This window comes from Streptomyces aculeolatus (assembly GCF_020400605.1).
Lineage (GTDB): Bacteria > Actinomycetota > Actinomycetes > Streptomycetales > Streptomycetaceae > Streptomyces > Streptomyces aculeolatus.
Window position 1 is genome coordinate 1 of record NZ_JAINRD010000047.1, and the last position, 20,188, is coordinate 20,188.

Annotated in this window: 18 protein-coding genes and 2 pseudogenes; 4 read left to right on the forward strand and 16 right to left on the reverse strand. The window is 70.9% G+C overall.

From position 1 onward, the window contains the following. Positions 1 to 150: 150 nt before the first annotated feature. The gene (locus LG396_RS38265) at positions 151 to 720 is read right to left on the reverse strand and encodes a transcriptional regulator (protein WP_225798237.1); all 570 of its coding nucleotides are present in this window, start codon (positions 718 to 720) and stop codon (positions 151 to 153) included. Continuing rightward, complete coding sequence (locus LG396_RS38270; protein WP_225798238.1) at positions 721 to 2,148, reverse strand: helix-turn-helix transcriptional regulator; 1,428 nt, start codon at positions 2,146 to 2,148, stop codon at positions 721 to 723. Positions 2,149 to 2,408: 260 nt separating this feature from the next. On the opposite strand from LG396_RS38270, the gene LG396_RS38275 reads away from it, so the two are divergent. Then, entirely contained in the window at positions 2,409 to 2,819 is a 411-nt protein-coding gene (locus tag LG396_RS38275) for an RNA methyltransferase (protein WP_225798239.1), read from the forward strand. 166 nt (positions 2,820 to 2,985) lie between these two features. On the opposite strand, the gene LG396_RS38280 is transcribed toward LG396_RS38275, so the two are convergent. The 4 genes and pseudogenes from LG396_RS38280 to LG396_RS38295 form a co-directional block, all read right to left on the reverse strand. Next, positions 2,986 to 3,630, reverse strand: a complete 645-nt coding sequence (locus LG396_RS38280; RefSeq protein WP_225798240.1) for a dienelactone hydrolase family protein — start codon at positions 3,628 to 3,630, stop codon at positions 2,986 to 2,988. Between the two features lie 116 nt (positions 3,631 to 3,746). Further along, entirely contained in the window at positions 3,747 to 4,868 is a 1,122-nt protein-coding gene (locus LG396_RS38285) for an MFS transporter (protein WP_225798253.1), read from the reverse strand. Between the two features lie 443 nt (positions 4,869 to 5,311). Further along, positions 5,312 to 5,530: an acyl-CoA carboxylase subunit epsilon gene (locus LG396_RS38290; RefSeq protein WP_225798241.1), complete on the reverse strand. Its 219-nt coding sequence runs from the start codon at positions 5,528 to 5,530 to the stop codon at positions 5,312 to 5,314. A gap of 22 nt (positions 5,531 to 5,552) precedes the next feature. Then, positions 5,553 to 5,827, reverse strand: a pseudogene (locus tag LG396_RS38295) (carboxyl transferase domain-containing protein); the annotation flags it as partial. Here LG396_RS38295 and LG396_RS38300 point away from each other — a divergent pair. From LG396_RS38300 to LG396_RS38310, 3 genes are all read left to right on the forward strand, one after another. Then, complete coding sequence (locus LG396_RS38300) at positions 5,790 to 6,305, forward strand: ester cyclase (RefSeq protein WP_225798242.1); 516 nt, start codon at positions 5,790 to 5,792, stop codon at positions 6,303 to 6,305. The pseudogene LG396_RS38295 and the gene LG396_RS38300 overlap by 38 nt on opposite strands. A 213-nt stretch (positions 6,306 to 6,518) precedes the next feature. Then, on the forward strand, positions 6,519 to 7,172 hold the full coding sequence (locus tag LG396_RS38305; RefSeq protein ID WP_225798243.1) for a hemerythrin domain-containing protein: 654 nt from the start codon (positions 6,519 to 6,521) through the stop codon (positions 7,170 to 7,172). A gap of 159 nt (positions 7,173 to 7,331) precedes the next feature. Beyond that, positions 7,332 to 8,267, forward strand: a complete 936-nt coding sequence (locus LG396_RS38310; RefSeq protein ID WP_018854620.1) for a MarR family transcriptional regulator — start codon at positions 7,332 to 7,334, stop codon at positions 8,265 to 8,267. Positions 8,268 to 8,320: 53 nt separating this feature from the next. Here LG396_RS38310 and LG396_RS38315 read toward each other — a convergent pair whose 3' ends face one another. From LG396_RS38315 to LG396_RS38360, 10 genes and pseudogenes are all read right to left on the reverse strand, one after another. Further along, complete coding sequence (locus tag LG396_RS38315) at positions 8,321 to 9,271, reverse strand: NAD-dependent epimerase/dehydratase family protein (protein ID WP_225798244.1); 951 nt, start codon at positions 9,269 to 9,271, stop codon at positions 8,321 to 8,323. Continuing rightward, positions 9,261 to 10,244 carry a dTDP-glucose 4,6-dehydratase gene (rfbB, locus tag LG396_RS38320; RefSeq protein ID WP_225798245.1) on the reverse strand — a complete coding sequence of 328 codons (984 nt, stop codon included), beginning with the start codon at positions 10,242 to 10,244 and terminating at the stop codon, positions 9,261 to 9,263. Before rfbB ends, LG396_RS38315 begins: the two co-directional genes overlap by 11 nt. Further along, positions 10,229 to 11,299, reverse strand: a complete 1,071-nt coding sequence (locus LG396_RS38325; RefSeq protein ID WP_225798246.1) for a glucose-1-phosphate thymidylyltransferase — start codon at positions 11,297 to 11,299, stop codon at positions 10,229 to 10,231. Before LG396_RS38325 ends, rfbB begins: the two co-directional genes overlap by 16 nt. A 109-nt stretch (positions 11,300 to 11,408) precedes the next feature. Then, a complete protein-coding gene (locus LG396_RS38330) occupies positions 11,409 to 12,455 on the reverse strand; it encodes a Gfo/Idh/MocA family protein (RefSeq protein WP_225798247.1) in 1,047 nt (348 codons plus the stop codon). After that, positions 12,452 to 13,871, reverse strand: a pseudogene (locus tag LG396_RS38335) (NDP-hexose 2,3-dehydratase family protein). Before LG396_RS38335 ends, LG396_RS38330 begins: the two are co-directional and overlap by 4 nt. A gap of 171 nt (positions 13,872 to 14,042) precedes the next feature. After that, positions 14,043 to 15,395 (reverse strand): lipopolysaccharide biosynthesis protein RfbH, encoded by a 1,353-nt coding sequence (rfbH, locus tag LG396_RS38340; RefSeq protein ID WP_225798248.1) that lies wholly within the window; start codon positions 15,393 to 15,395, stop codon positions 14,043 to 14,045. Positions 15,396 to 15,420: 25 nt separating this feature from the next. Then, complete coding sequence (locus LG396_RS38345; RefSeq protein ID WP_225798249.1) at positions 15,421 to 16,023, reverse strand: dTDP-4-dehydrorhamnose 3,5-epimerase family protein; 603 nt, start codon at positions 16,021 to 16,023, stop codon at positions 15,421 to 15,423. Between the two features lie 6 nt (positions 16,024 to 16,029). Continuing rightward, positions 16,030 to 17,286 carry a nucleotide disphospho-sugar-binding domain-containing protein gene (locus tag LG396_RS38350; RefSeq protein WP_225798250.1) on the reverse strand — a complete coding sequence of 419 codons (1,257 nt, stop codon included), beginning with the start codon at positions 17,284 to 17,286 and terminating at the stop codon, positions 16,030 to 16,032. A gap of 514 nt (positions 17,287 to 17,800) precedes the next feature. Further along, positions 17,801 to 18,460: a TetR/AcrR family transcriptional regulator gene (locus LG396_RS38355; RefSeq protein ID WP_225798251.1), complete on the reverse strand. Its 660-nt coding sequence runs from the start codon at positions 18,458 to 18,460 to the stop codon at positions 17,801 to 17,803. Further along, positions 18,457 to 20,064: an MFS transporter gene (locus LG396_RS38360; RefSeq protein WP_225798252.1), complete on the reverse strand. Its 1,608-nt coding sequence runs from the start codon at positions 20,062 to 20,064 to the stop codon at positions 18,457 to 18,459. Before LG396_RS38360 ends, LG396_RS38355 begins: the two co-directional genes overlap by 4 nt. Positions 20,065 to 20,188: the final 124 nt, after the last annotated feature.

Sequence of the window (20,188 nt, forward strand, 5' to 3'; positions counted from 1 at the left end):
GGAAGACTCAGGCCGCTCCGCGGCCTGAGTTGCAGGCGCGCTCCGCGCGCCCAGGCCAACTGCAAAGGAGCGCCGGCGTTCTTTTCGTGCCGCAACGATTGCTTCAGCAAATTATGCAGTCCACTCGTTGCCTGCCCCTGAAACTCCACATTAAGCGGCAAACCCTACCGAACTCACATACTCGTACTTCCCCCATTGGGAACCAAGATCAACCATTTTGTCAATCCATGCAGCTTCAAGAGCCCCGTGGTCTCTGTCGGCCCATGCAGCCACGATGGCGTCCCAGTTCCGAATGTTCAACGACCGGTATTCCAGAATGCGTTGGTGCGGGCGTGCGACACGGCTCTGATCAAGGGGATGGATTTCCACTCTGGTCCCCCCACCGCCGTTCAGCCGCCTCAGCAGATACCGTGCAACGTTTCGTCGGCGATACGCCCAGTACGCGGCATCGATTTTTTTCAGATTCGCTTTGCTGGGCCGCTGCTTGCCGCTCAGCCAGGCTTTGATGGTCCTGTCCTTGACGGTGATTCCGGCTTCTCGCATCGCTTGCCGTCCGGCTTCGGAGCGAGTCAGGTAGCGCACCCGTGCGGTGAGTCCCCGTCGCGTGGTGATGGGTGAGGTGATGCCGTCGACCAGGGAGTCCAGGACGCGCGCAGTGGCCTGGCCGCCGTGCTCGCCCTGGGCGCCGTACTTTCCGAAGTCGTCTGTCCTGCCCGGCATTTACCCTGCGCCCCCGTCGTCGGCCGCGTAGGTGTCCTTCACCTTGACCTGTGACACGCCGCGGCCTTCGGTGAATACCTTTCTCCAGTCTCCGGCGATGTGCAGCTCGTCGGTGCCCATTACCCGGATCACTGTGAGTCCAGCCATGTGGGCCTTGTGTGCTTTCAGCCACAGGTTCACGAATGCCTGGGAGCGGATGATGTGCATCCAGTCCGGGCGGTACAACTCCCGGTTGTAGTTGGACTCTCCCATGGTGGACACGAACTTAGAATACATCGATTTGACGTATTCGAGGGTCACTTCGTCGTCGTTCGTGATGGCTTCTTCGCGAGCGTCCCGGAGGATCTGGCGGAACTTTTCGAAGAGGTTCTCTGTTGCTCCCGAGGTGAACGACTCATGAATTACCGGTGGTTCGCACAGTGGTCCGTACTTTGCAGTCGCCAGACGTTGGAGCAGGCGGAGCGTGGGTTCGGTAACCCAGAGCGGTCCGGGTTCGTCGCGGGCGCCGAGAGGGTGGGGAAGGTCGGTGTCGTGGTCCCAGGCGGGTGGGGTGATGAGGTGGATGCCGGCGCGGCGGGTGGAGTGGACGTTGCCGGTGGAGCGTTCGAGGGCGCCGAGGGGAAGGTGTGTTTTGAGGGCGGAGAGATAGGCGCCGTTGATATCGAGAGCGGTGATGTCGTGAATGCCCGGTGGTAGGTGGGGGCGGGTCCAGCGGGGGCGTGCCTCCCAGATGTCGTCGGCGCCCCGGGCGGTCTTCTTTTTCAGGATGTCGGGGAGCGGGGGGTGGCCGATGACGTCGTAGCGGCCGCCGGTGCGGCATTGGTCGAGCAGTTCCATGGCGTCGGCGATTGCCCGGCGGAGGAGTTCTGCGGTGGCTGCCTCGGTGTCGCCGCCGTGTGCGGTGAGTGCGGTGTGGACCTTGTCGGTGATGAACCTTTGTTGCGGGGCGGGGGTGGTCGGTCGTGTGCGTGTAACGGTTGGCGGGGTGGTCTGGGGGGCTGTCGCTGTGGGGGTCGGGGTTGCTGCGGCGCATTCGGCGGGGTCGAGGTGTTGGACGAAGCCTTCTACTTCCTCGGTGGCCGGCTGCCCGCACAGCACGCAGGGTGCTGTGGTGGGCGGAGGGTGGGGGTCGTCGTGCGCGGTGCTGTCGGGCTGGGTTGGTGCGGGGGGCGTTCGGGTGCTGGGGGTGTTGTGTGTGGGCTGCAGGCCGTCCAGTAGGCGTCGGTACTTGGTGCGGGCGTCGCCGGCGGGCTCCCAGCGTCCGCTCTCCCAGGCGCTGACGGTCTCTCTGCTCACGCCGACGGCGCCGGCGACCTGGGCCTGGGTGAGGCGTGCGGCGCGGCGTAGCCGCTTGCGTTCCGTCGGCGGTGGCAGGGGGGTGTCGGCTGTGACCGAGGCCAGGAGGGCGTCTACGGCGTCGAAGTCCACGGTGTGCTGCCTTCCGCTCTGCTTGGCACCCGGCTCTCCATCTTCACATGCGACTTCACATCATTCACCCGTCGGCTTCGCGGTCGTCACACGGCGCGGCCGGCGGTCGCCGTAGGGCCGCAGAGGTCTGTGCATCCGCCGAAGGGTGGAGTGCGGGTCCGGACTTTCAACGGGCGGGGCGGTCGACGTGGGTGACGAGGCCCGCTCCGCCCTGGTGCAGCTGCTTTCGTTTCGGACAGGGGTGCGAAGATGCGCTCGTGGTGTCAGATGCCGAGTGGGCTCGGATTCGGAGGGGCCTGCGCTTCGGGCAGGTTTTCGAGGGCATCGTCGTGCAGGTTCCCCGGCCCGGTGCGATCGGGATCTTCGTGGACATCGGTCTGAGTGTCGGAGGCTTCGTCGACGTCCTGCTGCTGCCGGAGCGGAGCGATGGCTGGCCGGTGGAAGGCGCGGTTGCGGATTTCGAGGTCTGGTGGGCCGACAGTCGTCAGCAGATCCGGCTGAAGCCGTCCGACTCACGGTATCTGCGGAGCGACTTCACAGACTTCGTGGGACGCGTCCGCCCGCATTGGTCAGCCGAGGTCGGTCGGCCTGTTCGTGATCCCGGGCCACTGGCCCCCGATGAGGTGCGGTCCTTGCTGCGATCTGATGGTCCGCCCGCCGGCTGCCCATGAGGTCTGGTGACTGAGCGTTGCGCCTCGGGAGGTAGTTGTCTTGCTGGTCAGGGTTGGATTTGGTCCAGCCCTGCGCGGTCGGGGTGCTGATTCACGAACCGAGGGGAGCATGAGCGCACCGGTCCTCCCCCGCTTTCCCCGGTGCTGGTCTTCGTCGTGTGCGGGGTCAGTGGGGGTGGGTCATGTGGGTGAACCAGTTTGCTGCTGCGGTGGCGACTTCTTCGAGGGCGCCTGGTTCTGGGAAGAGGTGTGTGGCGCCTGGGATCACGTGGAGTTCGTGGGGTGCGGTGAGTTGTTGTGCGGCTTGTTCGTTGAGTTTGATCACGGTGTCGTCGTGGCCGCCGACGAGTAGGAGTACGGGGGCGCGTACGTCGGGGAGGGCGTCGGTGGCGAGGTCGGGGCGGCCGCCGCGGGAGACTACGGCTTTGATGAGTTCGGGGCTTTCGGCTGCGGTGATGAGGGCTGCGGCGGCGCCGGTGCTGGCGCCGAAGAGGCCGAGGGGCAGGTCGGTGGTGCGGGCTGTGAGCCAGTGGGCTGCGCCGGTGAGGCGGTGGGCCAGTAGGGGGATGTCGAATCGGTGCCGGCGGGTGATTGCGTCGGTCTGGTCTTCGGCGGGTGTGAGGAGGTCGAGGAGCAGGGTGGCGAAGCCGCGGTCGTTGAGGTGGGTGGCGACGGCTTGGTTGCGGGGGCTGTGTCGGGAGCTGCCGCTGCCGTGGGCGAACAGTACGAGGCCGGTGGCGTCGTCGGGGAGGGTGAGGTCGCCGTTGAGGTGGGTGCCGGCGGTGTGGAGGGTCACGCTCTGGGTGGGCATGGTGGCCTCCCGGTCTTCCTGGGACGTTGCTGCTGGGTGGGGTGTCCTTGGGAAGGATGGGGCAGGTGGGGGGCGTGTTCGGTGATGTGGTGCGGCGTGTCGGTGCTGTGGGTGGGTCAGGTCGTGGGTGGTCGGAGTTTCAGGTAGGTGGTCACTGCGGTGACGAGCAGGATCACGCAGCCGGCGAATACCAGGCCGGCGTCGCGTACTCCGAGTTCCTGTGTGAGGGCGCCGACTCCGACGACGGGTAGCGAGATACCTACGTAGGCGAAGACGAAGAATGCGGAGAGTGTGGCGCTGCGCTGTAGTTCTGGGGCCGCCGTGCCGATCATGGTCAGGCCTGCGCGGAAGGACAGGCCCTGGCCCACGCCGCCGGTCACGGCGCCGAGGATGAGGATCGGCAGCGACTCCTCCAGGAGTGAGGCTCCGATGAGCAGGAGGCCCAGGACCAGCACCGCACAGCCCAGGGGCAGGGCTTTGGCCGGGCTGATGCTGCCCATGAGTAGCTGGCCTGCGGTGGAGGCGCAGAAGACGGAGAAGACGACGGCGCCGGCGACTGCGAGGTTGTGCACGTCCAGCACCGTTGCCATGAAGTCTGGAGCGACGGCGGTGAACAACCCCAGCACGGAGAACCCGGCGAAAGCCGCCAGGGCACAGGGCACGAACACTGCGCGGACGGCAGGGGGGATCGTCATGCCTTGAGGTCGCAGGGAGGGCCGGGGACGGGTGCGGTGCACGGTTTCCGGAAGCATCCAGGTGACCGCGGCGGCGGCTGCGAGGAGGGCCAGGTGCACGAGGAACGGCAGCTTCAGCGGCCAGGGCGCGTACTGGGCCAGGATGCCGGAGAGGAGAGCGCCGAGGCCGAGGCCGCCCATGTTGGCGGCGGTGGCTGCGAAGGCGGCGCGGGCGCGGCGTCCGGGTGGTGCCAGGTCCAGGACGGTGGCGGTGGCGGTGCCGCTGAACAGGCCGGCGGAGAAGCCGGAGAGGATTCGGCCGGTGAAGAGTTGGGGCAGGCCTTGTTCGAAGATGAAGAACAGGGCGCTGGCTGCGCCTAGTGCGGTGGCGCTCAGCAGGATGGGGCGTCGGCCGAGGGTGTCGGAGAGGTTGCCGGCCAGGAGCAGGGCGGCGATGACGCCTGCGGCGTAGACGGCGAAGACCACGGTGACGGTGAGTTCGGAGAAGCCGATCTGCTGTCGGTAGAGGCCGTAGAGGGGGGTCGGCAGGGTGGTGCCGAGCATGCCTGCGGTGAAGACGGCTGCGGCTGCGAGGTATCCGGGGCGGGGGTGTTTCACCTGGTGGCCGTGTCCGGGGTGGTGTTCTTCAAGGGCCGTCTCCCGCGAAGAAGTGGGCAGGTGCGTGTGCGCGTGGCTTGTCGCTTGCCTAGCTGACGGGGCGGGAGGGTTCGGGGAGGCTCGCGTTCGGGTCACTCCGACGGGTGCAGGTGCCTGGTCGGCTGGGTTCTGGTCTTCGTCGGTGTGCGGATCCGCTGCGGGCGGCCGGGGGCGGCTGGTGGCTGGGGGCTGGGGTTAGTCGATGCCGCGGATGATGTGCCAGTCGGTGTCTTCGTCTTCGTCGCCGGCCAGTAGTACGGGGGGTGTGGTGTGTGCGGTCGGCGGGGTGGTGGGGGGTGGTGGTGTGGTGTCCGGTGGTTGGTCGGCGGGGTGTGTTCGGCGGGGTCGGGTCATGTGCTGGTCCGCGGGTTCGGTGGGGTGGCGGGGTGGGCGCGCGGGTTGCGGGTGTGGGTGTGTGCGGTGCGGTGCCAGGGGGCCGGTAGTGGGCGGGGGGTGGGGGGTGTCGTTGCGGTGGTGCGGCGGTGGGTCAGCAGGGCGGTGCTGAGTGCGGCCAGGTCCTCTGTGGTGGGGTTGCCTCGTTCGATGCGGATCAGTGGTGTCGTGCTCATGGTTCTCCTCGGCTGTCGCTGGGGGCGGGTTGCCGTGTTTGCGGCAGGGTGTGTCGGCGTGTTTGCCGCGGAGCATGGTGAGGGCGCGGATCGGTGCGGTGCGTGTGTCGGCGGGGTCGATCACGTCGTCGACCAGGCCGCGTTCGGCGGCGTAGTAGGGGTGCATGAGTTCGGTGCGGTATTCCTTGATCTTGCGGCGGGGTCGGCGGAGGCGTTGATTTCGCGGCGGAAGATGATGTTGGCGGCGCCTTCGGCGCCCATGACGGCGATCTCGTTCGAGGGCCAGGCCAGGGCGATGCCCACCACCCTCACGGCCGAGCAGCAGCGCGACGTCATCGAGAAGGTCTTCCACGAGGGCCTGGACCTCGGCGACCTCTCGGCCGCCGACCGCTACCTGACCGCGGACTTCCGCAACCACGGCAGCCACGACGACTCCATGCGGGGTCCGGAGGCGTTCAAGCACACCATCAGGATCCAGCAGTCCGCGTTCAGCGACATCCGCTACGAGATACTCGACTTCATCTCGATGGGCGACCGGGCGGCGATCCGCTGGGTGATGCACGGCAAGCACACCGGCCCGTTCATCGGCGTCCCGCCGACCGGCCTGCATGTGCAGCACCAGGCGATCATCTGGTTCCGCTTCGAGGGCGACCGGATCGCCGAACGCTGGGGCATCGTCGACAACTTCACCCTGGAGCGCTTCTTGAAGTCCGGCGGCAAGCCGACCGGCCCGCTGACCCCCGCCGGCGCCGGGGCCGGCAAGCCGGGCGCCTGACCCGCCCGGGCGCCGGGCGGGCACCCGCCGCCGCGACGCGGCCCCCGTGCCCGCCCGGCACCCGGTCCCCCGGCCGTCCGGCGAGCTCGGGCCCGGAAGCGGATTGCTGGTTGCTCATCTTGATGCATAAGCTTATTGATGATTGGTCGAGCGGCCACCGCGGCACCGCGGCATGGCGGTGTGCGGGGTGGTCAGGCAGTGAGGGAGAGGACGATGGGCCAGGAGTTCAAGAACCACGACATGACGATGATGTTCACCATCCACAACGCGCTGCGGCGTGAGCTGGAGCGGATCGCGCGTATCACCGCCCGTGTCGACGAGGATCCCCGTCACGTACTGAGCTGCGCGGTGGGCTGGGAGCTGTTCAAGAACAACCTCACCATCCACCACACCTCCGAAGACCTCACCCTGTGGCCGGTCATGCAGCAGGCCCTCGCCGACCGCCCCGACGACCTCGCCCTCCTGGACGCGATGGAGAGCGAGCACGCCGTCATCGACCCCCTCCTCGTCGACATCGACGCCGCCCTGGCCGACCGCGAAGGCGGACTCGAGCGCCTCACCGGCCTGACCGACACCCTCAACACGCTCCTGCGCAACCACCTCCTGCACGAGGAGCGCGAAGCCCTCACCCTCATGGACACCACCTTGACCAACGAGCAGTGGGCGGCGTTCGGCAAGGAGCAAAGCGGCCGCCACACCGACGACATCCCCACCTACCTGCCGTGGCTGCTCGACGGCATGAACTCCGACCAGCTCAACCAGTTCCTCGGCAACATGCCCCCGCCCATGCGCACCGCCTACGAGAGCGAATGGCGCATCGCATACGACGACCTCGACATCTGGAACACCCACAGCAAGACCCACTGACCCGCCGCACGCCGCCGCACCCCGCGGCCGGGCCCCCAAGCGGAGCTTCACGCCGGGGCCCGGCGGCCGCGGGGGCATCCGGTGGCCTGCTCCCCCGGGCGCGGTGTGCCCGGGGGGAGGCGGGGCAGGCGGATCTATACTCGGGCAGGAGGTGCTGTCTTGCGGCGTGCACGCAGTGAAGTCCACGAACCGGCCGGCCGGGTCGACCCGGCGGTGGCCCCGGTAGGGTCCGACGGGCCCGCCGGGGTGCTCTCGGAGCCGCTTCCCGGTGAGCTCTTCTTCCTTCTGCGCCGGGTCCGCGCGAAGTTCTCCCTGGTGTCCGACTGCGCCGAGACCGCCTCCCGGGACTTCCTCGTCCTCGACGCCCTCGGCGGCCAGGACTGGGCCTCGCAGATCGACCTCGCCGAACGCCTGGGCATCAACCGGACCATCATGGTCCAGGTCATCGACCGGCTGGAGGACCGCGGCGAGGTCCAGCGCACCCGCGACCCGGGGAACCGGCGCCAGTACGTGCTCTCCCTCACCGAGCGGGGCCGGGCCGCCCTGGAGGACCAGCGGCTGGCCGTCGCCGAACGCGACGCGCTGCTGACCTCCGCGCTCACCCGCAAGGAGACCGCCCGCCTCAACGAGCTGCTCGCCCTGCTGCTGCCCGCCTCGGCGCGGCCGCTGGTGCGCGGCAGCGAGAACCTCGTCGCCCAGGCCGACCTCAGGCTGCGCCGGCAGGGGGACGACAAGCTCGCGGGCACCGGACTGCGCCTGCGCTTCTACCGGCCCCTGTCCGCGCTCGCCGCCCTGGGGCCGTGCTCCCAGCAGCAGCTCGCCGAGTCCCTGGCCATCACCGGGCCGGCCGCCTCGCAGCTCGTGGACGACCTGGTCAAGCAGCAGCTGGTGCACCGCGGCCAGGACCCGCACGACAGGCGCCGCTACGCGCTGGAGGTGACCGCGCCCGGCCGCGAGGCGCGCGCCGTCATCGCCACGGCCGTACGCCAACTGGCCGCCGACATGACGGCGCTGCTCGGCCCCGGCGGCGAGGACGACCTGCGGGCGCTGCTGCTGAAGGTCGACTCCGCGGCCATCACCGCCACCGCGCCCTGACCCCCGCCCCCGCTCCCCCGGGCCGCGGCCCGGCAGGCGGCGGGCCGGGGGTGTCAGGTGTCGGCGGTGTGCTGCCACATGTCGCGCAGCGACTGCCCGACGGAGGTCTTCGGCCGCCAGGCCAGGAGCCGGTCGGCGAGGCGGATGTCCGCGCGGGTCCAGCCTGCGCCGTGGGAGGCCACCGGCTGGTCGGTCAGCTCCAGTACGCCGGCGTCCAGGCCGGCCTCGGCGACCAGCAGGGTCAGCAGCCGGCGCATGCCCAGGGCCTCGCCGCGCCCGATGTTGACGCTCCGGCCGGCGAGCGGGGACTCGGCCGCCCGTACGACGGCGTCGGCCAGGTCCCGTACGTCGACGTAGTCCCGCCGGTCGCCGTTGACCTGAAGGCGCAGCCGGCCGCCGGGCTCCCGTGCGCGCAGCCTGCGTACGACGGAGCCGAGGAAGCTGCCGGCCGCCGCGCCCGGGCCGTAGACGTTGACCGCGCGCAGGACGACGCCCTGCACGTGACCGGCCCGGCTCGCCTGGAGCACGGCGTTCGAGCCGGCGAGCTTCGAGCGGCCGTAGGGGGTCCGGGGGCGGGGCGGACGCGCCTCGTCGATGTCGGTGCCCTCGGGTACGGGGCCGTATTCGTGGATGGAGCCGATCTGCACGAACCGCGGGGGTGCGGGCAGCAGTCGGGCGGCGTCCAGCAGGTGGCCGACGAGGCGGGTGTGGGCCTGCCGGTTGTCCTCGGCGGAGGCGAGCCAGCCTCCGGTGGCGTTGACCACGATCCGGGCGCCGGCCGCCGCGAGGACCTCGGCGATCCGCGCCGCGGGGGCCGCCGCGAGGTCCAGGGCGGTGCAGGTGCGCCCGGCGGCGGCCGGCGGGCGGCGGCGGGCCACCGCCAGGACGCGGTAGCCGCTCGTCTCGAACGCCGAGGCCACCTGCCGGCCGATGGAGCCGGTGGCCCCCAGGACCGCGACGGCCGGCCGCGGCGCCCCGGCGGGGTCGGTGGGGTCAGTGGGCATGGGCGCGCTCCTTCGGGGCCGGCTGCTGCCACCAGGCGGTGTTCTTCGCGTACCAGCGGACGGTGTCGGCCAGTCCCTGTGCGAAGGAGACCCGGGGCGTGTAGCCCAGGGCGCGCAGTTTGGTGTCGTCCAGGGAGTAGCGCCGGTCGTGGCCGAGGCGGTCGGGGACCCGCTCCACCCTGTCCCAGGTCGCCTCGCAGGCGGCCAGGAGGCGTTCGGTGAGCTGGAGGTTGGTCAGCTCGCAGGTGCCGGCGATGTGGTAGACCTCGCCGGGCGTGCCCCGTTCGGCGGCGATCTGGATGCCGCGGCAGTGGTCGGTGACGTGGATCCAGTCCCGTACGTTGCGGCCGTCGCCGTAGAGCGGCACGGTGCCGCCGGTGAGCAGCCGGGTCACGAAGAGCGGGATGACCTTCTCCGGGTACTGGTAGGGGCCGTAGTTGTTGCCGCAGCGGGTGATGACGACGGGCAGGCCGTGGGTGACGTGGTAGGCGCGGGCGAGCAGGTCGGCGCCGGCCTTGGCGGCGGCGTAGGGGGAGTTGGGGGCCAGGGGGGCGTGCTCGTCCCAGGAGCCGGTGTCGATGGAGCCGTAGACCTCGTCGGTGGAGACGTGGACGACGCGTTCGACGCCGGCTTTGAGGCAGGCGTCGAAGAGGGTCTGCACGCCCAGGACGTTGGTGCGTACGAAGTCGGCGGCCCCGGCGATGGAGCGGTCCACGTGGGACTCGGCGGCGAAGTTGACGACCACGTCGTGGCCGGGGACGAGGCGCTGGAGCAGGGCGGCGTCGCCGATGTCGCCGTGCACGAAGGCCAGGCGGTCCTCGACCGGGGCGAGGTTGGCCTTGTTGCCGGCGTAGGTGAGGGCGTCCAGGACGGTCACCCGGGCGTCCCGCCAGGCCGGGTAGGCGCCGGTGAGGAGTTCGCGTGCGTAGGCCGAGCCGATGAAGCCGGCCGCGCCGGTCACGAGTACGCGCATATCTGCACCTTGCTGTGGTCGCCGAGGACCAGGCGGTGCGCCCGGGGGGTGCGCGGCGCCGGGGTCACCTCCACCTCGTGGCCGATGAGGGATGCCTCGATGCGGCGTACTCCGCGGATCGCGGCGCCGCGCAGGACGACGGAGTACTCCACCTCGCTGTCGGTGATCTGGCAGTCCTCGGCGACCGAGGTGAAGGGTCCCAGGTAGGAGTCCTCCACCACGGTGCCGGGGCCGATGACGGCCGGGCCGACGATGCGTGAGGCGCGGACGACCGCGCCGGGGGCCACCGCGACCCGGCCGATCAGTTCGGAGTCGACCACGTCGCCCTGGACACCGGGGTCCATCTGCTCCAGGACGAGTTGGTTGACCTGCAGCATGTCGGCGACGCTGCCGGTGTCCTTCCAGTAGCCCTCGGTGATCGTCGTGGCCACCCGGTGGCCGGCGTCGAGGAGTCCGGAGATGGCGTGGGTGATCTCCAGTTCGCCCCGGCCGGAGGGTTTGAGGTCCGCGACGACGTCGTGGACCGCGGGGGTGAACAGGTAGATCCCGATCAGCGCCAGGTCGCTCCTGGGCTCGGCGGGCTTCTCCTCCAGGCCGACGAGGCGGCCCTCCATGCCCAGTTCCGCCACGCCGAAGGCCCGAGGGTCGGAGACCTTCGTCAGCATGATCTGGGCGGCGGGGCGCTCCACCCGGAACGGTTCGACCAGGTCGGTGATGCCGCCGATGAGGAAGTTGTCGCCGAGGTACATGACGAAGTCGTCGTCGCCGAGGTACTCGCGGGCGATCAGCACCGCGTGCGCCAGGCCGAGCGGGGCCTCCTGGGGCAGGTAGGTGATGTTCAGGCCGAATGCCGAGCCGTCGCCGACGGCCTGGCGGATCTCGCGGGCGGTGTCGCCCACGACGATGCCGACGTCGGTGATCCCGGCCTCGGCGATCGACTCCAGCCCGTAGAAGAGGACGGGTTTGTTCGCCACCGGGACCAGTTGCTTGGCGGAGGTGTGGGTGATCGGCCGCAGCCGGGTCCCCGCGCCTCCTGCCAGCACCAATGCCTTCACTTGGGACTCTCCTTTTCGCTGTGGGCGGCCCGCGGCGGCGCCTCGCGTCGTGTTGCGGGCCCGCCGCTGTCGCCGGTTTCCCGCCGCTTCGGCGGGGGTCGTCCGGCTGTCAGGGGGTGTGCTGCGGGGCCGGCCGGGACCGGGCGGCGGTCCGCGGGTGCCCGGCGGCGCGGGCCGGGGCGGGATCGCCCGCGGCGGCGCGTATGTCGTCCAGCAGCCGGGCCTGGCGCAGGCAGTCGGGGTCGTGGTGGGTTCCGGCCCGTACGGCCCGGGCGAAGGCGTCGAGGGTGTTGGCGACCTGGTCGTCGGGGGCCAGGCGGAGTTCCTGCGTGGCCGCTCCGCGGGTCAGCCGCAGGACGGGGGTGTGGTCGGCGGGCGGGGTGAAGGCGGGGGCCACGGTGATGCGGCCGGTGCTCCCCCGGATCTCGTAGGCCGACCGGTAGGCGTGTTCCAGGCCGAAGGTGAGCTGGGCGCTCACCCCGGCGGGGGTGGTCAGCAGGGCGGCGCCGGAGGTGTCGACCCGGCGGGCGGGTCCCGCGGTCAGGACGGCGCCGGCCACCCGCAGGCCGGGGCCGAGGAAGTGCAGGGCGGCGCGCAGGGGGTAGACGCCGACGTCCCCCAGGGCGCCGCCGCCGAGTTCCCGGCGGTAGCGGATGTTGTCGTCGGGCAGTTGCGGGACGGCGAAGGTGGCGTGCAGGGACCGGGGTTCGCCGATGGCGCCGTCGGCCAGCAGGCGCCGTACCTCGGCGTGCTGGGCGTGGTGGACGAACATCACGTTCTCCATCAGCACCAGGCCGCGTGCGGCGGCCTGGTCGAGGAGCTGTTCGGTGGCGGCGGCGTGGGTGGTCAGGGGTTTTTCCGCGAGCACGTGTTTGCCCGCGTGCAGGGCGGCCGCCACCCACGGGGCGTGCAGGGCGGTGGGCAGCGGCACGTACACGGCGTCGACGTCGTCGCGGTCGAGGAGTTCGGCGTAGCCGGCGGCGGCGGAGCATCCGTGGGTACGGGCCTGGGCGGCGGCCTTGGCCGCGTCGCGGCTGGCCAGGGCCGTGAGGCGGAGGCCGGGGCGGGCGGCGATCGCCGGCAGTATCCGGCGCAGTGCGATGTCGGCCAGGCCGAGCACGCCGATCCGTACCGCCGGCGGCTGACGGGCGGTCACCGGGCCCTCGCCAGCATTCCGTTCAGGCAGGCCAGCAGGCTGCGGGCCTGGACGTTGACGTAGTTGCTGTGGCGTACCAGGGAGGTGAGCTGGCCCACGGTGGCCCAGCAGAAGCCGGGCGGTGCGTCGAGGGGGGCCTGTTCGGGGGCGGGTTCGAGGATCATGTAGCGGCTGACGGCGTTGAGGAAGCGGCCGCCTTCCTCGGAGTGCACCGCCTCGTAGCGGACGGTGCCGGGGGCGGGGTCCAGGGCCAGGCCGAGGTAGGCGGGGCGGTCCTCGGGCGGCAGGTCGTCGTGGTTGGCGGGGACGCACTGCACGGTGGGGCCCAGTTCCAGTGCGCCCAAAAAGCCGGCCTCGGCCCTGGCCCGCATGAGGACGTGCAGGACGCCGTCGATACGGCGGGTGACGAACGCGGTGACGCCCAGGCCGCGCGGTTCGATCAGGGGCTGGGTCCAGCGGCTGACCTCGCGGCTGCCGGCCTCGACGGAGACGGCGGTGACCCGGAAGAACCGGCCGTCGGGGCGGTCGATGGTGTGGGTGCCCTTGACCCAGCCGGGCAGGGCGGCCAGCGGGACCCGTTCGGCCCGTACGCTCTGGCGGGCGCGTTCGGCCGTGAACCAGGACAGCAGGTCGACGTCGGAGTGCAGTGCGCCGGCCTGCCGGGAGCGGGCCAGCGCGGCCACGAACGGGTCGCGGGCCCCCTCGCGGTCGACGGCCCCGATGGGGGCGCAGGCCAGGACGGTGCGGGCGTCCATGTTGACCACGTTGTCCAGGTGGAGGAGTTCGCCGATCTGGCCGAGGGTCAGCCAGCTAAAGTCCGGGTGGTCCTCGATGTCCCCGTCGGCTTCGACGATCATGTTGCGGTTGTTCTTGCGGTGGAACCAGGCGCCGTGTTCGGACTGCAGGACGTCGGCCCGGCTTGACGAAGTGGTCCAGGTAGCGCACGGGGGCGCCTTCGTGGACGCGGGTGTAGTTGCTGCGGGTGGCCTGCACCGTCGGGGACAGCTGCAGCAGGTTGGGGTTGCCCGGTTCCATCTTGGCCTGCATCAGGCAGTGCAGGACCCCGTCGAACTCCTTGACCAGGATGCCGAGGATGCCCACCTCGGCCTGTTTGATGATGGGCTGGTGCCACTGGCGGTGCGGCCCGGCCTCGGTGGTGACGTGCAGGCCCTCGACGGTGAAGAAGCGGCCGCTGTCGTGGACCACGTTGCCGGTGTCGGGGTGGAAGGACCAGCGGTCGAGCGCGTCGAAGGGGATGCGGTCGACGCGGAAGGCGTGGGCGCCGCGCATCTGGTCCATCCAGGCGGCGAAGTCGCCGGTGGGCAGCATCGCGCCCTCGGTGGTGGTCAGCGAGTCGGCCAGCCTGCCGGGCAGCTCGACGTCGGCGCGGGGGCGCAGCAGCGTGTTCGGGGACATGGGAAGGACACTCCCTAACCGGGTGCGGGTCGTGGACAGGCGACGGTGCCCGGCGGGACCAGCGGGGTCGGCGGGGGTCGGCGGGGCGGCGCCGTCGGCCGGCGCTGCGGAGCCTGGTGGCGGGGGCCTGGTGGCGGGGGCCGGCGCGGTAGGGCCTGGTGGCGGTGCCGGTCAGCCGCGGGCGGCCACGAACTCCTTGATCGAGGCGACCACGTAGTCGAGCATCTCCTCGGTGAGCCCGGGGTAGACGCCGACCCAGAAGGTGTGGCCGGTGATGATGTCGCTGTTGGCGAGTTCGCCGGCCAACCGGTGCGGCTGGTCGAGGTAGGCCGGGTGCCGGGTCAGGTTGCCCGCGAACAGCAGCCTGGTGCCGATCTTGCGGTCTTCGAGGTACTCGACCAGCTCGCCGCGGGTGAAGCGGGCGCCGGGGTCCACCGTGATGACGAACCCGAACCAGCTGGGGTCGCTGCCCTCGGTCGCCTCGGGCAGGATCAGGCCCCGGGTGCCGTCCAGGCCCTCGCGCAGCCGCCGCCAGTTGCGGCGCCGCGCGTCGCCGAACTCGTCCAGCTTCGCCAGCTGGGTCAGCCCCAGCGCGCCCTGCAGGTCGGTCGCCTTCAGGTTGTAGCCGACGTGGGAGAAGATGTACTTGTGGTCGTAGCCCTCGGGCAGCGAGCCCATCTGGTATGAGAACCGCTTGAGGCACTTGTTGTTCTCGCCCGGCTCGCACCAGCAGTCCCGCCCCCAGTCGCGCATCGACTCCACGATGCGGGCCAGGGCCAGGTTCGAGGTCAGTACGCAGCCGCCCTCGCCCATCGTCAGATGGTGCGCGGGATAGAAGCTCACCGTGCTCAGGTCCCCGAAGGTGCCCGTCAGGCGCCCGTCCAGCGGTGAGCCGACCGCGTCGCAGTTGTCCTCCACGAACAGCAGGTCGCGCTCGGTGGCGAGGTCGGCGATCTGCCCGGCCGGGAACGGGTTGCCCAGCGCGTGCGCGATCATGATCGCCCGGGTGCGGGGGCCGATGGCCGCCTCGACCCGCTCGACGGTGGTGTTGTAGGTGCCCAGCTCCACATCCACGAAGACCGGCACCAGGTTGTTCTGCAGGATCGGGTTGACGGTGGTCGGGAAGCCGGCCGCCACCGTGATCACCTCGTCCCCCGGCCGCAGCCGCTGCTCCTGAAGCGCCGGGGAGGTCAGCGCGGACAGCGCCAGCAGGTTGGCCGAGGACCCCGAGTTGGTCAGGTGCGCCTTGCGCCGCTTGAGCTTGCGGGCGAACCGGGACTCGAACCTGCGGGAGCTGGGGCCGGCGGCGATACGCATGTCCAGCGCGGCCTCGACCAGCGCCACCCGGTCGTCCTCGTCGAGCACGGCACCGGACGGCCAGATCTCCGTGACCCCGGGCACGAACGCCTTCTCCTCGGCCGCCTCCTCCCGGTGGTACTTGCGGACCATCTCCAGCAGCAGCTGCTGCCGGCCCTCCTGCTGCGTCTGCAGCTTCTGCGTCTGTCGGGTCTGTTGTGCGTGCATGTCTGCGTGCCTCATTTCCATCCGGTCAGTGCCTGCCGTGGGTGCTGCCCGCCCGCCCGGCGTCCCGCCAGGGGGCGAGCAGCCCCGCGGCGAGCGCCTCACCCGTCCCCGGCGCCACGGCGTCCTTCTCGGACATCAGCGGTGGCTCGGTGAAGCCCCACGGGAGCGCCAGGTCGGGGTCGAGTGGGTTGATGTCGATCTGGGTGCCCGGCACGTACCGCGTGGAGACCACGTAGCAGATGCAGGCGTCGTCGGTGAGGGCCAGGAATCCGTGCCCGGCCCCCTCCGGCACGTACACGCTCCGCCCGGAGGCGGCATCGAGGTGCGTCACCTGGTACGCGCCGAAGGCGGGCGAGCCCACCCGCAGGTCGACGACGATGTCGCGCAGCGCGCCGCGCACGCACGTGACGTACTTGGCCTGTCCCGGGGGGACGGCCACCGAGTGGATGCCCCGCAGCGTGTTGCGGCGGGACACCGAGTAGTTGATCTGCTCGGGCCGGAACGGCTGCCCGGTGGCCGCTTCGACCTGGTCGCAGCGCAGCGCTTCGAAGAACGCCCCCCGCTCGTCGGTGATCGCCTGCGGGGTGAACACGAACGCGCCGGGCACGGGGGTGGCAACGACGTCCACGCCCGGTCAGTCCCGGGTGTGGTACTGCGCGGTCAGCCGCTCCAGGACCGGCACGATCTCCGTCGGGCCGGGGGCGCCGGTCAGGTCGGCGTGGACGGCGGCGGCGCCGCGCTGGAAGGAGGGCTCGCTCAGCAGCCGCGACAGCCCCTCGTGGACCTTCTGCGCGGTCAGGCCGTCCGCGTGCAGGGTGACGCCCGCGCCCCGGGACTCCAGGTAGGGGGTGACGCACAGGGCGCTGCCCCACTCCTCCATCACGGTCAGCTGCGGCACCCGGTGCGCGGCCGCGGCGAACGCCGTGCCGTAGCCGCCGTGGTGGATGACCGCCGAGCAGGTCGGGATGACCTGGGTGAGGGGCAGGAAGTCGACCAGGCGCACGTTGTCGGGGACCTTCTCGCCGCCGAGCTGGTCGGCATTGACGGTGGCCACCACCTCGACGTCCATGTCGGCCACCGCGTCCAGGACGGCGGCGACCCGCTCGTCGCGGCCGGCGAAGAACGTCCGGGCCGTCACCCCCATCGACAGGCACACCCGGGGCCGGGACGGCGGCTCGGCCAGCCACTCCGGGACCGGGAACGCCCCGGTGTAGGGCACCCAGCGGACCGGCACCGTCTGGTGCTCGGCGGGGCGGGGCAGCTGCATCGGGATCGGGTCCAGGGTGAAGTCGCCGAGGAGGAGCTCGGGCGCGTAGTCGTAGCCGAACCGGCCGAAGATCGGGGCCAGGATCTCGGCGAGCAGGTTGGTCTGCACCTCGCCGGCGGCGATCCGCTCGGCGAACCGGCCGTGGGTCCAGCCGAAGTAGTCCGGGCCCCACAGGAAGCGGGCGGACGCCGCGCCCGCCTCGCGGGCCGCGACCGCGCCGATCGGGCTGGCCTGGTCCCAGATCACCAGGTCCGGCTGCCAGGAGCGGGCGAAGGCCACCAGGTTGTCGGCGAGCACCGCCCGCCCGTCCGCGTCGGGGTGCAGGCGGGTGCAGCTGCCCATGGTGTAGAAGCCGGTCGCCTGCCAGACCCGGGCGAACTGCGACCCGGGCTCGTATCCGAGCGCTTCGGTGAACCGCTCCAGGTCCTGCGCCGACACGTTCGGCGGGCCCGGCGCGTCGTCCCCGATACCGACCGCGGTCAGGCCGGCTCCGCTGATCCACTCGGTCATCGACGTGTTGCTGGCCACCCTCACCTCGTGCCCGGCGCTCTGTATCGCCTGCGCCAGCGGCACGTTGGGGAACAGGTGGGCGGTCACCGGTGCGACCACAACGAGAACCCTCATCGCGAAATCCCTTCCGGATTGTCCGAAACCAAGAATGTCAACCAACTTATGCATCAAGATTGCCAACTAGCAATCATCCAGGCTTGAGGGCCCAAGGAGGCTCGGGGGCCGGGAGGTTGCGGCTGGGGGTGGGTGGCAGGGGGCGGGAGCGCTGCGGGGTGCCGGTGGCGGCGGCGCAGCCGTGGTGGGGGTCGCTTCCCCTGCCGGAACGAACAAAAAATCCGTATCCCCGGGCCGGGTGCTCCGGCGGGATACGGATGTTCGTCTCAGGACATGAAGCCTCTGCGAAGAGCGTGACATCCGGGCCCGAGCCGCGTCAACTCCCGATCCCTGTACGGCCGTACGGACCGGGCCCGCCGCACCGGCCGTACCGGGCCGGGGCCCGGGGCGGTGCGGGGCCGGGTCCGCGGTGCTGACCAGCGGGTCCTCGGGCGGAAATGGGGCCTCCCGGCACTCGGTGCCGAGTGCCGGGAGGCCCTGTCGCGTGTCGCCGGGGGAAACGTCACGCGACGTCTTATCCGGTGGTGCCCGGATACCCGAGGGAGTCGGGGTGCTCCAGTACCACCAGGGCTCGTTCGATCATCGCCACCAGGTCGGTGTCCTCGCTGCGGTCTCCCCACAGCACCTGATGGAGGGCGCCGGTCACGGCGCCGACCAGGACGCGGAGTTCGAGGTTGTCCGCGGGCACGCCCGCCCGTTCGGCCAGCACCTCGCTCACCGTGTCGATCCATCTGTCCTGCGACTCGCCCACCAGGGCCCGTACCGCGGGCACGCGGCGGACGAGCCGGCGGCGCCAGCGGTAGTCCTCGCTGAGGTCTCCGGCGAAGCCGCGGACCATCTCGGTCAGCACCCCGCGCAGGGCGGTCAGCGGCGGCTCGTCCGCGAGACGTTCGCGCAGGAAGGCCATGGTGAAGTTGGCGTAGTCGTCGGTCAGGACGATGTGCTCTTTGCTGGGGAAGTAGCGGAAGACGGTGCTCGGCGAGACCTCGGCGGCCGCGGCGATCTGCTCGATCGTCGTGCTGTCGTAGCCGCGCTCGTCGATCAGGCGGCGGGCTGCCGCGCGGATCGCCTGGCGGGTGCGCAGCTTCTTGCGCTCGCGCAGGCCGAGGCCGGCTTCTGCGCCGGCGATCGCCGGCATCGCCGAGTCGGCCGCCGCCGAGGGCCCCTGGTTCATTTCCCGGTGCCTTCCGCCGTGTCGGACAGCGCGTCGGTCAACGGCCGCTCTGCCGCCTCTCCTTCGGGCTTGCCTCCGGTCTGCGCGCTCTGGTCGCCGGTCTTGTCGCCGGGCCGGTCCGCGGTTCTGGTCTCCTTGCTGTGCGGCAGTTTGAAGACGGCGAGGATCGCGGCGAGGACGCCGGCGATGCCGCAGATCAGGAGTACGACGCTCATGCCGCTGACGAAGGCGGATTCGGCGGACTGCGCGAGCTGCGGTACGTCCAGCTGCGCGGCGACCGCCTGTGCGGCGACCACGGACTCCTCGGCGGTCTCGGCCGCCTCCGCCGGCACGCCGGAGGTGTCGACCTTGCTGGTGAACACCGCGTTGAGGACGCTGCCCAGCAGGGCGATGCCGATGGCGCCGCCGACCTGGCGCAAGGTGGTGCTCAGGCCGCTGCCGGTGCCTTCCTTGCCCTTGGGCAGGACGCCCAGGGCGGTGTCCAGGGCCGGCACCATCACCAGGCTGGTGCCCAGGCCGACGAGGATCATCCACACCACGGCGTAGCCGTAGCCGGTGTTCGCGTCGGTGGCGCTGCCCATGAACATCGCCCCGGCCATGATGAGCAGGCCGGCGATCACCTGCGGCCGGGTGCCGAACCTCAGGGACAGCGGCGGCACGATCTTGGCGACGACGATCATGCCGGCCATCAGCGGCATCAGGCGCAGACCGGTGCCGAAGGCGTCGTTGCCCTGGATGACCTGGAGGTACTGCGGGAGGACGAACAGCAGGCCCATGAACACGAACATGCCGAGGATGAGGAAGATCGTGTTCCAGCCGAAGGTCGGGTTCCGCAGCAGTTCCAGGTCGACCATCGGGCGGGGCTGGCGCTTCTCGCGCAGGACGAGCCCGACGAGCATCAGCGCGCCGCCGGTGATGGTGGCCAGGATGACCGGGTCGCCCCAGCCCTCGGCGGGGGCTTCGATGACGCCGTAGACGAGGGCGCCGAGGCCGAGGATGCCCAGGACCGTGCTGATGATGTCGACCTTGGGGGCGGCCGGGTCCTTGGTCTCGGGGATCAGCAGGACGGTGGCCAGGATGCCGATGGCGACCAGCGGGATGTTGATGACGAAGACCGAGCCCCACCAGAAGTGGTCGAGGAGCCAGCCGCTGATCAGGGGGCCGAGCGGCAGGCCGATCGACAGGCCCACGGTGATGATCGCGATGGCCTTGGTCTGCTCCTCGCCCTTGAAGAGGGTCGGGATGAGGGACAGCGTCAGCGGCATGATCAGCGCGGCGCCGAGACCCATGACCGTACGGGCTCCGATGAGCGCGCCCGGGGTGTCGACGAGGGTGCCGATGATGGAGCCGCCGAGGAAGATCACCAGTCCGACGATCAGCAGCTTGCGCCGGCCGAAGCGGTCGCCGAGGAATCCCGCGGGGAGCATGGCCGCCGCGTAGACGACGGCGTACGAGTCGATGATCCACTGCAGCTCGCCCGCGGAGGCGCCGGTGTCGGCGGCCAGGGTGGGCAGGGCGACGTTCAGGATCGTCGTATCGAATCCGATGACGAGGACGCTGATCGTCAGGCCGACCAGCGCCAACCAGCGATTTTTGACGGCCATAGCTAAACGATAGCAGCTCTCACTTGAGAGTGAATAGCTTTTGGCGTGAGACGTACCGGAGCCCGGCCGTGGGGGGGGGGGGCCCGGCCCCCCCCCCCCCCCGGCGGCGCGCGCCCCCCCCCCC

Coding starts and splice junctions, on each gene's coding strand:
- LG396_RS38265 (WP_225798237.1), bottom strand. CDS start 720: ATGCCGGGCAGGACAGACGACTTCGGAAAGTACGGCGCCCAGGGCGAG.
- LG396_RS38280 (WP_225798240.1), bottom strand. CDS start 3,630: ATGCCCACCCAGAGCGTGACCCTCCACACCGCCGGCACCCACCTCAAC.
- LG396_RS38285 (WP_225798253.1), bottom strand. CDS start 4,868: ATGCTCGGCACCACCCTGCCGACCCCCCTCTACGGCCTCTACCGACAG.
- LG396_RS38290 (WP_225798241.1), bottom strand. CDS start 5,530: ATGAGCACGACACCACTGATCCGCATCGAACGAGGCAACCCCACCACA.
- LG396_RS38300 (WP_225798242.1), top strand. CDS start 5,790: ATGACGGCGATCTCGTTCGAGGGCCAGGCCAGGGCGATGCCCACCACC.
- LG396_RS38305 (WP_225798243.1), top strand. CDS start 6,519: ATGGGCCAGGAGTTCAAGAACCACGACATGACGATGATGTTCACCATC.
- LG396_RS38315 (WP_225798244.1), bottom strand. CDS start 9,271: ATGCCCACTGACCCCACCGACCCCGCCGGGGCGCCGCGGCCGGCCGTC.
- rfbB (WP_225798245.1), bottom strand. CDS start 10,244: ATGCGCGTACTCGTGACCGGCGCGGCCGGCTTCATCGGCTCGGCCTAC.
- rfbH (WP_225798248.1), bottom strand. CDS start 15,395: ATGCACGCACAACAGACCCGACAGACGCAGAAGCTGCAGACGCAGCAG.
- LG396_RS38350 (WP_225798250.1), bottom strand. CDS start 17,286: ATGAGGGTTCTCGTTGTGGTCGCACCGGTGACCGCCCACCTGTTCCCC.
- LG396_RS38355 (WP_225798251.1), bottom strand. CDS start 18,460: ATGAACCAGGGGCCCTCGGCGGCGGCCGACTCGGCGATGCCGGCGATC.
- LG396_RS38360 (WP_225798252.1), bottom strand. CDS start 20,064: ATGGCCGTCAAAAATCGCTGGTTGGCGCTGGTCGGCCTGACGATCAGC.